The following is a 14191-nucleotide window of genomic DNA, read 5'->3' as shown; positions in this document are numbered from 1 at the left end:
GGTGAAGCCCCGGCCTTGCACTGAGCGCATGGCAAACCGCCCTGCGCGCGCTCGACAGTTCGTGCAAGGCGTGAGTTAATGCCGCCCATGAGCGCGAATGAGGGACTTTCGGCGGAGGCTGCCGCGCGCCCCGGTTGGGGCGTGTTCTGGATGGTGGTGACGGGGCTCCTCTTCGTGGGGGTCACGGCGCTGGTGAAGGTGCTTGGCACCCGCGTTCCCGCCCCGCAGGCGGCGTTCCTGCGCTACGCGATGGGGTTGCTCTTCCTGCTGCCGATGCTGGCGACGCTGCGCGATTTGCGGCTCGACCGGGGGACATGGGGCCTGATCGGCGTGCGCGGCGCGTTTCACACCGCGGGGGTGGCGCTGTGGTTCTACGCCATGGCGCGCATTCCGATCGCGGACGTCACCGCGATGAATTACCTCTCGCCGATCTACGTCACGCTGGGGGCGGCGCTGTTTCTCGGCGAGCGGCTGGCGGTGCGACGGGTGATGGCGGTGGTGGTGGCGCTCTGCGGCGCGCTGATCATCCTGCGCCCCGGCTTTCGCGAGGTGGGGGCGGGGCATCTGGCGATGCTGTTCACCGCCGTCTTCTTCGGCGGCTCCTACCTGACCGCCAAGATGATCTCGGGCCGCGTGAGCGCGGGGGTGGTGGTGTCGATGCTGTCGATCATCGTGACGCTGGGGCTCGCGCCGCTCGCGTGGGCGGTCTGGGTGCCGCCCACCTTGTGGGAACTGGCGGTGCTGTTCTGCGTGGCCTGCCTCGCCACGGGCGGGCATTACACCATGACGCTGGCGTTCCGCGCTGCGCCGCTGACGGTGACGCAGCCGGTGACCTTCCTGCAACTGGTCTGGGCGGTGATCCTCGGCGCGGTGGTGTTCGGCGAGGGGGTGGACCCGTTCGTGGTGCTGGGCGGCACGGTGATCGTCGCGTCGGTGAGCTTCATCTCGTGGCGCGAGGCGGTGCTCAGGCGGCGGGTGACGCCGCCGGTGTCGGCGACGAAGGTGTGAGCGTGGCGGCGGTGTGGCATGTGCGAACGCGGGGGTTGATCGTGACGGCTCGTGGACGGCTTGTCGAAACTCCGGCTCTGTTTGGAAGCGCGCGGCTGTCGGCCCAAGAAATTTTTCGGGCGGTCAGACGACCGCAGACGTGGCCCGGAGAGCAGACGCCTTGATCTTGCTGTAAAACCCGGCAACGTTGACGTCAGGCATCGGGCCGCCTGCGGACTCCCGGATGAATGTCTGGCAAGGTTTTCGAGAGCAAAGGCGGGTGCAATGGCAATACCTGACGTCGAGAGCGCGTCATCGGCCAAAACAGTCATGTTTTTGTCCGATATGTGTGTTTTGGACCGTAACAGCGGAGCGGCCCTGTCCGCATTGAGCTGGATGCATACCCTGACCGGTGCTGGCTACACCTGCCATTCCGTCTCGTTGTCCTTGTTCGATGGCGAGGCAGAAACCGATATGAAGGCTGAGTTCGGACTGGATATCGACCCGCGGGACCATGTCGGTGCCCGCATCCGCTTTACCCTCGACGGGATCGAGCACAATATTGTGAGCGCCGGAACCTCGAGCGCGACAAGGTTGGCCCCCGGGATGTCCGAGACGTTCCTGGAACTGGCGGCGGACGACCTGCGCCGGGTCAGGCCCGACATCGTGTTCGGTTACGGGAGCGGCCTTCTGGTCCCCTTGCGCAAGCTGGCGGGCGAGTTGGGTTCCGCAAGGGTATTCTATCTCGCAAATGCGTCTTATGGGGACAGCCCCGATCTTTTGGAGCACGTGGACAAGATCGTTTGTCCAAGTCGGGCGCTGGCCGATTACTATCGTGAGCTTCACAGCTGGGATTGTGACGTGATCCGCGACCTGGTGCCCGATTTTTCGCGTCCGGAGACACTGACACCGGATTTTATCGAGGCGCGGCGCAGGCTTGGGCTCGTCACCATGATCAACCCGAGCTTTGCCAAGGGCGGGATACAATTCATCCAGATCGCGAATCTCTGCCGCTCCCGCTTGCCAGATGCGAGATTTCTCTGCCTCGAAAGCCGTGGAACGCGCAAGAGCCTTTCCCAGCACCTGAATGGTATCGAGACGCTGTCAAATATCTGGTGGCTGCCCGAGCAACGGGACATGAAGCCGGTTTTCAACCGAACGGCCATCCTGTTGGTGCCGTCACTGTGGTTTGAGGCCTCCGCCCGCGTGATCGCCGAGGCCCAACTCTGCGGAATCCCGGTCATCGCCAATGACGTCGGCGGGACGGTAGAGCAACTCAACGGCGGTGGCCTCCATTTTTCCCCGCCCGAGACACTGGCGCGAGATCGTCTCGCCTTGTGTCGGCCCGAAGAGGTCGAGCCGTGGGTGGATGCCATCGGGAATCTGCTTGGAGATGCCGGATATTATCACAAGTGCAGCGAAGCCGCGATACGCGCCGCTCGCCCGTTCAAACATGAGGAGCGTCAGGCTGCGGTGCGCGATTACTTTTCGCGGGTGGCGTCGATGAATGGGGGCGCCCCGTGACGTGGTGCGGGAGCGGATGATTCAAGGCGGTACGCCGCCGAGGATTGTCCACCGCGTTCCCTCCATGATCGACCTTGGCATGACCCCTGCCGTGGTGCCGGGTATGGCTCAGGCAAAGGCGAATCTGTCGGGCCGTGCGTGATCCCAGTACTTGGCAAAGGCCGGGTGGCTCACCTCGCCCGACAGCAGCTCGCCCGGCTCCAGCCACAGGTACTGGCTGGCGGCCGAGCGCACCTCGCGGCTGCTGACGCGGATCATCAGGTGATGCGGGGTGAAGTCCTGCGGGGCGGCCAGCCCCGAGGATTCCACCGCCTCCTTGAGGGCGATCATCGTGTTGCGGTGAAAATTGGCGACACGCTGATACTTGTCCGCCACCACCAGCGCGCGGTAGCGGCCCGGGTCCTGCGTGGTGACACCCGTAGGGCACTTGCCCGAATGGCACACCTGTGCCTGGATGCACCCCACCGCGAACATGAACCCGCGCGCGATGTTGCAGCCATCCGCGCCGAGCGCGAACATCCGGCACATGTCGAACGCGCTGATCAGCTTGCCCGAAACGATGAGCCGGATGCGGTCGCGCAGCCCCATGCCCACCAGCGTGTTGTGCACCAGCATCAGCCCCTCGCGGATGGGGGCCCCCTTGTGGTCGGCGAATTCGGCGGGCGCGGCCCCGGTGCCGCCCTCGGCCCCGTCTATGGTGATGAAATCGGGTGTGATGCCGGTGCCGTGGAATGCCTTGGCCATAGCGAAAAACTCCCACGGGTGGCCGACACAGAGCTTGATGCCGACGGGTTTGCCACCCGAGAGAGCGCGCAGCCGGGCGATGAACGCGCAGAGCTCCTCGGGGGTGGTGAACTCCGAGTGGCCCGGCGGGCTGATGCAGTCCTCGCCCACGGCCACGCCGCGCGCTTCGGCGATGGCCTCGGTCACCTTGGCACCGGGCAGGATACCGCCATGGCCGGGCTTGGCGCCCTGGCTGAGCTTGATCTCGACCATCCTGACCTGATCGTCGGTGGCGGTCTCGGCGAAGCGGTCCGGATCGAACGCCCCCTCCGGCGTGCGGCAGCCGAAATAGCCCGAGCCGACCTGCCAGATCAGGTCGCCGCCGTGCTTTCGGTGAAACCGCGAGATCGAGCCTTCGCCGGTGGTATGGGCGAAGCCGCCGATCCTGGCCCCCCAATTCAGCGACTCGATGGCATTGGGCGACAGCGCGCCGTAGGACATACCCGAGATATTGAGCGGTGAACTGTCATAGGGCTGCGTGCAATCCGGGCCACCGATGCGCAGGCGGAAATCGTGACTGTCGAGATGGGTGGGGGCCATGGAATGGTTGATCCATTCGTGCCCGATCTCGTTGACGTTGCGCAGGGTGCCGAAGGGGCGCAGCCCCTCGATTCCCTTGGCGCGGCGATAGACGAGCGCGCGCTGCTCGCGGGAATAGGGCGTTTCCTCGTGGTCGCTTTCAAGGAAATACTGTCTGATTTCGGGGCGGAAATGCTCAAAGATAAAACGCAGCCGCGCCGAGACGGGATAATTCTTGAGTACCGCGCTGCGGGTCTGGAAGAAATCGTAGAGCCCGATCAGTGCGACGATCCCGGCAACCCCGGCGAGCATCCCGCCCCAGAACGGCTGCAGGATCGCAAGCATGAACCCGAGAGGGATGAGCGCAAGGCTGATGATGAGCGGAATGTAACGCACGTGCCCCTCCCACGGTTATGGCGTATGGCGGCACTGTTGCAGATTGCCGCGCAGGAAGGCGAGTCATTTCTGCCCGCAAAACGGGCAGGTAACGGGAACGGGGCGGCGTCAGTAATCCTTTTCGAAGAAGATGCCGATCCCGGTATTGCCATCGCTCGACGCGCTGCCCTTGGCAGTGAGGTTGCGGGTGACGTCGAGGTTGAGGTTGATCTTCTGGCGTCCGGTACTGTCGGCGGTGATCTCGGTATAGATCTTGTCCGAGATATAGGCACCGGCGCTTACCTCGGTGTCGCCCTCGGCGGTTTGTGTCACGTCGAGATCGCTCAGCCCGAAGCCGCTGCGCAGCCGCTCCACGAGGCCGGCACCGCCGCCCGAGAGCTTGGCCACCGCCGAGGCGAGCTGCGCCGCCTGAATGGGCGAGATATTGTCGAGCCCGCGGCCGAAGATGAGCCGCGCGACGATCTCTTCCTGCGGCAGGTCGGGCGCGGAGGAAAAGCGCACCTCCGGCGCGCTCGCCAGCCCTTCGACGATGACCTGAACCTCCACGTCCTCGATCACCGTCTCGGCCACGAAGCGCAGCCACGGGTCGAGCGAGCCCTGCATGGTCACGCGCCCCTCGGTCAGCTCCAGCCGCTTGCCGAGGATGTCGAGCCGGCCCCGGCGCAGTTCGAAAAACCCGTCGGGGGCCACCGCGGCGGACGTGCCGCCGATGCGCAGCCGCCCGCCAAGCTCCGCATCGAGCCCGCGCCCGCGCACGAAGATGCGGGCGGGCGCGCGGATAGTGAGGTCGAGAGGGTAGGGCCGCGCGCGTGCCTTTTGCGTCGGTTCACTGACGATCAGCTCCGCCCGCGCCCGCGTGACGCGCGACGCGGCGGGCTCGCCCACATGGCGCAGCCCCGGCAGCGCGGCGGTCTCGGGGCCAAGCCCCGAGGGGATGCGGATCTCGGTCTGCTCCAGCTCGATCCCGCCGCCGATGCGCGCCCCGCCTGCAAGCGCGCCGCGCACCGTGACTGTACCGTCCGCCGTGGTGGTGTAGACCAGCCGGTCGGTCAGCACCGCGCTGTCGAGTGTGATCGACAGGTCGGCATCAAAACCGGGATCGAGCGAGACGGGGCCGGATACGCGCAGCCTGCCGCCGTCCCGAAGCCGCGCGGCAAACTCTGTTTCCACCCGGCCCGCGCCCAGCCGCGCGGTCCCGCTCAGGTCGTCGAAGGCCAGCCCGGCATCGGGCACCGACACTTGCGCGTCCTGCGTCCCGACCGTGCCCGACAGCGCCGACAGCCCCGGTGGCCCGTCGGCGCGCAGGTCGAACGTGGCGCTGCCCGACAGCGCATTGGGCCGGATCGCGCCGTTGGCGAGCGCCAGCGGCAGCCGCCCCGTGGCCGCGAGGTCGATCCGCGCGCCGTGATCGAGCACATCGCCGGTGACGCGCGCCGTGGTTCCGCCCGGCCCGGTGGCATCCAGCGCCAGCGCGATGCGCCGGGCCTCGGGGCCGTGCAGCGTGACCGTGCCCTCCGCCGTGGCCGCGCCGGGAAACTCGGGCAGGAACAGGCCCAGGTCGGCCAGCCGCGCCGCCACGCGCACCGGCCCGCCCGCGCCGTCATCGCGCGCCGTCAGGTCCAGTTGCGGTGTGCTGAGGGAAACATCCTCGATCTCGATCCGCTCGGGCGTGCGCCGCGCCTTGGCGCGCATGTCCAGCCGCCCGGCAAGGAGCCGGTCGAGATCAACGATCCCGGTGGCAAGGTCGCGCCCCTCGGCGTCGACCGTGACCGCCAGCCGCCCTGCCTGCACGGTGCCCTCGGCCTCCAGCGTGGTGGCGATCCGGCCCTTCAGCGGCCGCCCCGCGAGCGCGGCAAAGCGCGACAGATCCTCGGCGTGCAGGCGCAACCGCCCCGCCATCGGCAGATCCCCGGCCCCGGGCTCGAAGCGGCCCGTGGCCGTGGCCTCGGCCCCCATCGCCGTCACCTCGACCCCGTCGAGCGTGACCGCGCCGCCCGCCTGCCAGCCGACCCCGCCCCCAAGGCGCGCCGGGCCGTCGAGACGTCGGTCGGCCAGTCCCAGATCGGCGATCGCCGCGGTCACATCCAGCGCGCCGCTCTGCCCGTCGAGCCGGCCCGAGGCGGTGGCCTCGACCGCGCTGTTGGCGATGCGCAGCCGCTCCAGCACAGTGCCGTCGGTGTCACGCCGCGCCCTGAGCGACAGCGTGCCCGGCGGTGCGAGCAGCGGGTCGGCTTGCGCGATCCCGACCGCCAGCGCCTCCGTTTCCGCGTCGAGCGTCACGTCGAAATCGCCGCCCAGCAGGCTGCCCGAGCCGCTGAGCGTGGCCTCTGCCGCGCCGGCCAGATCGTCGCGCCCCGCCAGCGCGGCAAAGCGCGCGAGGTCGGGCGCGTCGACCCGCGCGGTACCCTCCACCGGCAGTCCCTCGGCCAGCGCCGCGATCCGGCCACTCGCTGCCAGTACCGCCGCCCCGGCGGTCATCCGCAACCCGCGCACCTCCAGCGGCTTGCCCTCGCGCCAGTCGAGGCTTGCATGGCCGGAGACCGCGCGCCCTGCCGCCTCGGCGAGGCCCGCGTCGGCGATTTCCAGACCGTCGAGAGCGAATTCCGCCAGCGCGCTCACCCCGCGCGGGGCAACGCGTCTCAGCTGCCCGCGCGCCGACAGGGTGGCCCGGGCAACGGAGACACCCGGCTGCGCCAGCCCCTCCACCGTCGCGCGCGTGCGCCAGCGGTCGCCCGCCGCCGCGTCGTAGCGGGCGGTGAGAGTGGCCTGCCGCAGCGTCACCGGCGGCCCGGCCACCGGCAGGCGCACATCGCTGCCGCCGCCGATCTCGCCGGTCAGATCGAACCGCACGGGCCAGCCCGCGGCATCGAGCGCGAGCGTGCCGTCGAGCGCCAGTTGCGCCGCCGAGAGGCTCAGTCGCTCGATTTCGAGCGCGCCATCACCCGCCCGCGCGCCCGCGAGGGAGACAGTGCTCTGTGCTCCGAAGAAGGGCCGGAACGCCTCGGCCATGAGCGGCGTGAGGTCGCCGCCGAGCGTTGCCTCGAACCGCGTCGCCCCCTCGGTGTCGCCGTCCAGTGTCACCCGGCCTGTCACCCGCTCCACCCCGCCGGTCGCCAGCCGCAGATCGGCGGCATAGGCATCGAGCGGGGCCTCGCCCGCGATGGTCAGGGTCACCGCCGGGCGGTCCGGCAGGTCGAGCAGCGTGGCGGCGATGCCGCCTGGCCCCTCGTCGAACGCGAGATCGAGCGCCAGAACCCGGCTCTCGTTGTCGAACGCGGCATCGAGATTGACCGTGCCGCGCGCCCCGTCGCGCCGTTCGGCCACCAGCCGCGCCTCGCCCGCGCCGCCGCCCAGCGTCAGCGCGCCTTCGAGCGTCATCCGCACCTCCTCGCCCAGCACCGGCGCGCCGAGAACGATGGTCTCGGCTTCCAGCGCGTCGATGCGCACCGAGACGGGCAATTCCGGCAGGGCGAAGGGCTGCGCCTCTGCCATCTCGGGGCTGAGGCCGGGCGCGGGCATGGGCGGGCGCAGCAGCGATATCTCGTCTGCCGCCAGCCGGTTCACCTCGATGCGCCCGCGCAGCAGCGCCGAGCGTGTCCAGTCGAGCGTGACGCCCGTCAGCCGCAGCCAGACGCCGTCGGCGTCGGCGATGGTCATCTCCTCGAGCGTGGCCTGCGACGACAACGCACCCGCAAAGCCGATGATCGTCACCTCGCGCCCGGCCCCCGACAGGCTGTCTTCCAGCGTGCGTTCGAGGAACCCGCCGCCATCCTCGTCCTGCGCCGTCGCGGGCGGCGCAAGAAGCGCGACACACGCGCTGATGATCGCAAGATACCGCATCAAAAGGCCTGCCCTATTCCGATATAGATCTCGAATTCCTTGCCGGCACCGCTATCGAGCGGGGTGGCGAGATCGACGCGGATCGGCCCCACGGCGGTGAAATAGCGCGCGCCCAGCCCCGCGCCACCGTGCCATTCGCCGGTGCCGACGCCGAGCGCCTCTTTTCCGATGTACCCGCCATCGGCAAACGCCACGGCCTGCACGTTGTCGTTGATCATTGCCCGCACCTCGCCCGAGACCCCCATGAACGACCGCCCGCCAACGGTGATACCCGGGCCCAGATCGACGCCCAGTGTTTGATAATCCTGGCCGCGCACGGTGCCCGCACCGCCCGAATAGAACAGCATGTCGGCGGGCACGTCCTCGCGGTTCGCCCCCGCGACCGAGCCGATCTGAGCGCGCCCGGCAAGGGTAAGGCGGTCGCTGCCGCCAAGGGTGAGATAGTCGCGCAGGTCGGCATAGAGCCGCGCGCCGCCGCCGCCCTGATCGAGCCCCGCGAACGGCGTGAGCGCGACCTCGAGATACCGCCCCTCGCGCGGGTTGAGCGGGTCGTCGCGCCGGTCCCATGTGGCACGCAGGGGCAGCAGCAGGTGTTGCAACTTGCGCTTTCCAAGGTCATCGTCAATCTCGGAATAGCGGTACGTGATACCCGCCTCGGCAGTCAGCGTGTCGGAGAAGACATGGGTGAGCCCGCCGCCGATCTCGGCCTTTCGCTCGCTGTAATCGGGCTCGTTGCGGTCCTCGATATCGGCAAGCAGAAAGGCCCCCGTGTCCGGTGTAAAGGTGGCGGGCCGGTCGAGCCGTGCGCCGAGGCGGACATCCTCGCCCCCTGACTGGCCGCCGATGCCGCCGATCATCGCGTCGATGCGCAGCCGTTCGGCCCCGCCCAGCAGATTGCGGTGCAGCCAGAACCCCGACAGCGTCACCCCCTCGAGCGAGGCAAGCTCCGCGCCCGCGCCGACGCGGCGCCGCTTGGCATCGCTCACCTGCGCCTCGATGTCGAGTGTGCCGTCGGCCGCGGGCACCTCCGCCTCGGTCAGCCGCACCGAGCGGAACGCGCCGCTGCGGCGCAGGCGGTTTGCGGCGTCCTCCACCTCCTCGGGCGAATAGACGCGGCCCGTGGGCAGGCCCGCGATCTCGCTGATGCGTGCGGCCCGCACGCGGCTGGGACGATCGCCCTCGATCAGGCGCAGGTCGCCGAAGCGCAGGCGCGGACCGGGGTCGAGCGTGATGCGCGCATCGAGCAGGGCGCGCGGGTGGTTGGCCACGATATCCTCGGCGGCGACGCGCGCCTTGGCATGGCCCGCCGCGCGCCAGCCCTCGATCCCGGTCTGCGTGGCCTCGCGGACGAGCCCCGCCCTCGCCAGCGCGCCCGGCAGGAACTTGCCCGGCAGCCCGGTGCCCGGTGCGAGCGGCGTTACCTCGGCGTCGCCGAAGCGGAACGCAGCCCCGCGCACCACTTCGATGGCGATCCGGTCGATCGCGTCGGGGGCCGAAAGCGGCGGGATGTCGGCGGCCTCACGCCCGTCGATGCGGACCGAGACTTTGCCGCCGTAAAACCCCTCGGCATAGAGCACGCCGACAAGGCGCGCGTAATCGGCGCGGGCGGCGGCGAGCAGGTCCTGCACGGTGCTGTCCGCCTGGCCGGCGGTGCTCACCGAGAGCGAGGCGGCGCGCAGCCGTTCGGTGAATGCCTCGGGGGCCCGCGGCGCCGATAGACGGACCTCCGCTGCGCGCACGGGAAGGGGCGCGAGCCAGGCCAGCATCAGAATACATACCAAGAATCGGGCCGGAAATTTCTGCACGACAGCCCCCCACAGACACAGGTCCTCTATCGCATTGCTTGCCGCCGATTGCCAGCATCGTCGCCGCCACGGCGGCGGAAAGTCACTCGGCTGGCTGGGCCCCCTGTCGGGCCCCGTGGTGCGCCATCTCGCGCTCCAGCGCCGCCTCCATCGCGCCCCGCGGGCGGGTGAACCGCGCCAGCAGATTGTAGAGCACCGGGGTCACGAACAGCATCAGCGCGGTGGCAAGGCTCAGCCCGGCGATGATGACCGTGCCCACGGCGATGCGGCTCTCGGCACCTGCACCGCTGGCCAGCACCAGCGGCAGCGCACCCAGCACGGTCGAGATCGCGGTCATCATGATCGGGCGCAGGCGCAGCACCGAGGCCTCGATCACCGCCTCGCGCACATCCCGCCCCTCGTCGCGCAACTGATTGGCGAACTCGACGATCAGGATGCCGTTCTTGGCGATCAGCCCGATCAGCAATATGATCCCGATCTGGCTGTAGACGTTGATCGACAGGCCGCCCAGCGCCATCGCGTAGATCGCGCCCGCCACGCCGATGGGCACGGTCAGCATGATCACCACCGGGTGCATAAAGCTCTCGAATTGCGCGGCCAGCACAAGGTAGACGATGACCAGCGCCAGCACGAACACCACGTTGGCACCGCCCGCAGTGTCCTGATAGGTGCGCGACTGCCCGTCATAGCCCAGCTTGGCCTCGGCGGGGAGGATCTCGGTGGCGATCTCCTCGAGATGTTCCAGCACGGTCCCAAGCTGGGCATCGGGGGCGAGCGCGCCCGAGAGTTGGATCGAGGGCAGCCGGTCAAAGCGCCGCAGCGACGGCGCGGCGGCGTTTTCGTCAAGCGAGACCAGCGCGCCCAGCGGCACCAGCGTCTCGCCGTCGCCCGCGCGCAGGAAGATGTTCTCGATATCCGTGGGGGTGCGGCGGTCCGCGTCCTCGGCCTGCAGCAGCACCGGGTATTCGCGGCCCCGGCTGACGAAGGTGGTCACCTCGCGCGAGGCGAGCATGGTTTGCAGCGTGGCGGCGATGGCCTCGGCCGAGATGCCGAGATCGTCGGCACGGGCGCGGTCGATGCTGATGTCGAGCTGCGGCAGGTTCTCCTCGTAATTGATCTCGGGGTTGACCAGCCCCGGCACGTCCTCGGCGCGGGCAAGGAAAGCCGTGGCCCAGTCCTTGACGCTCTCGAAATCCGGCCCGCCGATGACCACCTGCACCGGGGTGGAGCTGCCGCGCAGCCCCAGCCCGGCGGGCGTCACCGGAAAGCCGCGGGCGATGGTGACGCGGCTCATTTGCGGGGCAAGTTCGCCCACCAGCGCGGAAATGGGGCGGTCGCGCTCTTCCCAGGGTGCGAGGCGGAACACCACGAAGGAGCGCCACGCCCGCCCGCCCCAGCCGGTAAAGGTGAATACCGTCTCGATTTCGCCGCTCTCGACATGCGGCACGAGGATCTCCTCCACCTGCCGGGCGGCCATGTCGGAATGCGCCACGGTCGAGCCCTGCGGCGCGGTGAGCGGCACGAACCCCACACCGCGATCCTCGCGCGGGGCCAGTTCGCGCGGCAGCCCGTCGTAGAACAGGGCCGCACCCCCGGTGACCGCCAGCGTCAGCGCCAGAACCACGATCGGCATTCCGACGGCGCGCGAGAGCATCCCGCGATACACCCGCCTGGTCAGCGACTCGCGAACCGGGGTATCGGCTTGCGCCCCGCGCCGCGCGCGCGCGCTCAGCACCTTCGAGGCCAGCGCCGGGCAGGCGGTCAGCGCCACGAAGGTCGAAATCGCCACCGTTCCCGCCAGTACCCAGCCGAACTCCACGAACAACCGCCCCACCTGCCCGGGCATGAACGACAGCGGCACGAACACCGCGATCAGCGTGAGCGAGGTGGCGACGACTGCGAACGTCACCTGCCGCGCGCCGTTGAGGCTCGCTGCCAGCGGCGCCTCGCCCTCCTCGATGCGGCGCTGGATGTTTTCCAGCACGACGATGGCATCGTCCACCACCAGCCCGATCGCCAGCAAGAGTGCCAGCAACGTCAGCGTGTTGAGCGAGAACCCCCACAGCCCGATCAGCAGGAAGGTGCCGACGAGCGAGACGGGAATGGTGATCGCCGGGATGAGGGTCGCGCGGCCCGAGCGCAGGAACACGAGGATCACCGCGATCACCAGCGCCAGCGAGATGCCCAGCGCGATCACCACCTCGCGGATCGACGCGCCCACGAACAGCGCGTCGTCCGAGCCGACGATGATCTCCATCCCCGCGGGCAGGGTCGGCTCCATCGCCGCAATCTCGGCGCGCACGGCGTTCGAGATGGCCAGCGTGTTGGACTGGCTCTGGCGCAGCACCCACAGGCCCACGGCGTCGTTGCCATTGGTGCGCACGACGGTGGAATCGTCGGCCACGCCCGGCTCCACCCGCGCCACGTCGCGCAGCCGCACCGGGTAGCCGCCCATCCGGTCGATCACCACGTCGCGGAAATCCTCGATGCTGGCCAGCCGGCTGTTGAGCCGCACGGTAAGCTGTCGGGCGTCGGATTCGACCTCGCCCGCGGGCAGCTCGATATTGGACCGGCGCAGTGCTGCCTCGACATCGGCCACCGTCAGATTGCGTGCTGCCAGCGCCCGACGGTCGAGCCAGATGCGCACGGCAAATGGCCGGTCACCCGCGATGTCGACGCTCGCCACGCCCGCGACGGTGGCCAGCCTGTCGGCGATGAAGCGGTCGATGTAATCGGTGATCTCGGCGGTGGTCATCCGGTCCGAGGTGATCGCCAGCCGCATAACCGGCGAGGCGTCGGCGTCGCTCTTGACGACCTGCGGCTCCTCGGCTTCGTCGGGCAACTCGCCCCGGACCCGGCCCACAGCGTCGCGCACATCGTTGGCGGCCACGTCGATATCGACGCCGGTCTCGAACTCGATGGTCACCCGCGACCGGCCCTGGCGGCTCTCCGACGAGATGGTTCGGATCCCCGCGATCGAGGCGACGGCCCCCTCCACCGCCTCGGTGATGTCGGTGTCGATCACCTCGGGCGCGGCACCGCGATAGGTGGTGGTGACGGTGACGACCGAGTTGTCCACGTCCGGCAACTCGCGCACCGGCAGGTCGCGCAGCGCGGCAAGGCCGAAGATGATGATCAGAAGGCTTGCCACCGCCGCGAGGACGGGGCGGCGCACGGCGATGTCCGAGAGCGTCATGTCGGGGCCCCGTCCGCATCCGCGCTGCCCGCCGCGGTGGCGTCGCGGTCGCGCGCCAGCACATTGAGCGGCGCGCCGTCGCGCACCTGTTGCAGCCCGCGCACCACCACCTCGTCGCCCAGCGACAGCCCCGAGGTCACCGCGATCACCCCGTCGCGGCGCTGCCCGGTCTCCACCGCGCGCCGCCGCGCGGTGCCGTCCTCGGCCACGAACACATAGGTCTGCGCCGCCTGGAACACGATCGCCTCCTCGGGCACCACGATGCGTTCGGCCTCGTCCAGCACCAGCGTCAGCGACAGGAACATGCCCGCGGGCAGGGCGCGGTCGGGATTGGGGATAAGTGCGCGGGTCAGGAAGGACCGGCTGACCGGGTCGATGCGGCTGTCCACCTCGGAGATTGTCCCCTCGAAGCGTCGGTCGGGAAATGCAGCGGCGCGCGCGATCAGCGTCTGGCCCTGCGCCACCTGCGCGAATACCGTCTCGGGCAGACCGAATTCCACCTCCACCTCGCTCAGGTCGTCGAGCCGCGCCAGCAGCTCGCCTTCGGTCACGCGCGCGCCCACGTCATAGCCGGTAAGCCCCACCACCCCGTTGAAGGGCGCGGTGATCACCCGGTCGTCCAGCCTGCGCCGCGCGCGCTCGACACGCGCCTGCGCCTCGGCGACCCGCGCCACCGCTTCTTCCACCGAGGCGAGCGAGACCGCGTTGGTCGCGCGGAGTTGCCGCAGGCGGTCGAGCGCGTTGGCCTGCTCTTCCAGCACCGCCTCGGCCTCGGTCAGGTCGGCGCGCTGAATGGCGTCGTCGAGCCGCGCAAGCACCTCGCCTTTCGCCACGTTGGTTCCCGGCGCGATGTTCAGCGCGACCAGCCGCCCGTCGGTTTCGGGCACGATCTCGACCGAACGGCGCGCGCGGGTGGTGCCCACCGCCTCGACGGTGCGCTGCATCACGCGGGTCTGCGCGGTGGCCAGCTCGACCGTGGCCGGGCGCGGGCCGCCGCCGCCCGGTTCCGCCCCGGCACCCGCCTCCTGCGTCGTGCGCCAGTAGCCGTAGCCGCCATAGGCCAGCCCGCCCAGAAGCGCGAGAACGACGAGTTGCCTGAATATCGACATGGGGTCATGATCCTTTGTCGCGGCGGTCGCTG

7 protein-coding genes are annotated in these 14191 nt (G+C 69.5%); 2 read left to right on the top strand and 5 right to left on the bottom strand.

Features of this window, described 5'->3' with window-relative positions; translation table 11 throughout:
- The first annotated feature begins 87 nt into the window (after positions 1 to 87).
- Positions 88 to 1008, top strand: coding sequence for a DMT family transporter (locus ACFFU4_RS06500; protein ID WP_377068282.1), 921 nt, complete (start codon positions 88 to 90; stop codon positions 1006 to 1008).
- A gap of 264 nt (positions 1009 to 1272) precedes the next feature.
- The gene (locus tag ACFFU4_RS06495) at positions 1273 to 2511 is read left to right on the top strand and encodes a glycosyltransferase family 4 protein (RefSeq protein WP_377068280.1); all 1239 of its coding nucleotides are present in this window, start codon (positions 1273 to 1275) and stop codon (positions 2509 to 2511) included.
- Positions 2512 to 2619: 108 nt separating this feature from the next.
- Here ACFFU4_RS06495 and ACFFU4_RS06490 read toward each other — a convergent pair whose 3' ends face one another.
- The 5 genes from ACFFU4_RS06490 to ACFFU4_RS06470 form a co-directional block, all read right to left on the bottom strand.
- Positions 2620 to 4209 (bottom strand): FMN-binding glutamate synthase family protein, encoded by a 1590-nt coding sequence (locus tag ACFFU4_RS06490; RefSeq protein ID WP_377068278.1) that lies wholly within the window; start codon positions 4207 to 4209, stop codon positions 2620 to 2622.
- 108 nt (positions 4210 to 4317) lie between these two features.
- Positions 4318 to 8049: a translocation/assembly module TamB domain-containing protein gene (locus tag ACFFU4_RS06485; RefSeq protein ID WP_377068276.1), complete on the bottom strand. Its 3732-nt coding sequence runs from the start codon at positions 8047 to 8049 to the stop codon at positions 4318 to 4320.
- Positions 8049 to 9815 carry an autotransporter assembly complex protein TamA gene (locus ACFFU4_RS06480; RefSeq protein WP_377068274.1) on the bottom strand — a complete coding sequence of 589 codons (1767 nt, stop codon included), beginning with the start codon at positions 9813 to 9815 and terminating at the stop codon, positions 8049 to 8051. The genes ACFFU4_RS06485 and ACFFU4_RS06480 overlap by 1 nt, the downstream gene beginning before the upstream one ends.
- Before the next feature lie 121 nt (positions 9816 to 9936).
- Positions 9937 to 13050: an efflux RND transporter permease subunit gene (locus ACFFU4_RS06475; protein ID WP_377068272.1), complete on the bottom strand. Its 3114-nt coding sequence runs from the start codon at positions 13048 to 13050 to the stop codon at positions 9937 to 9939.
- On the bottom strand, positions 13047 to 14159 hold the full coding sequence (locus ACFFU4_RS06470; protein ID WP_377068270.1) for an efflux RND transporter periplasmic adaptor subunit: 1113 nt from the start codon (positions 14157 to 14159) through the stop codon (positions 13047 to 13049). The genes ACFFU4_RS06475 and ACFFU4_RS06470 overlap by 4 nt, the downstream gene beginning before the upstream one ends.
- Between the last annotated feature and the right edge of the window lie 32 nt (positions 14160 to 14191).

The sequence above is a fragment of the Roseovarius ramblicola genome, from assembly GCF_042430665.1.
GTDB lineage: Bacteria > Pseudomonadota > Alphaproteobacteria > Rhodobacterales > Rhodobacteraceae > Roseovarius > Roseovarius ramblicola.
Note: the sequence above shows the minus strand (reverse complement) of the source record. Positions and strands in the feature narration are given on the sequence as shown.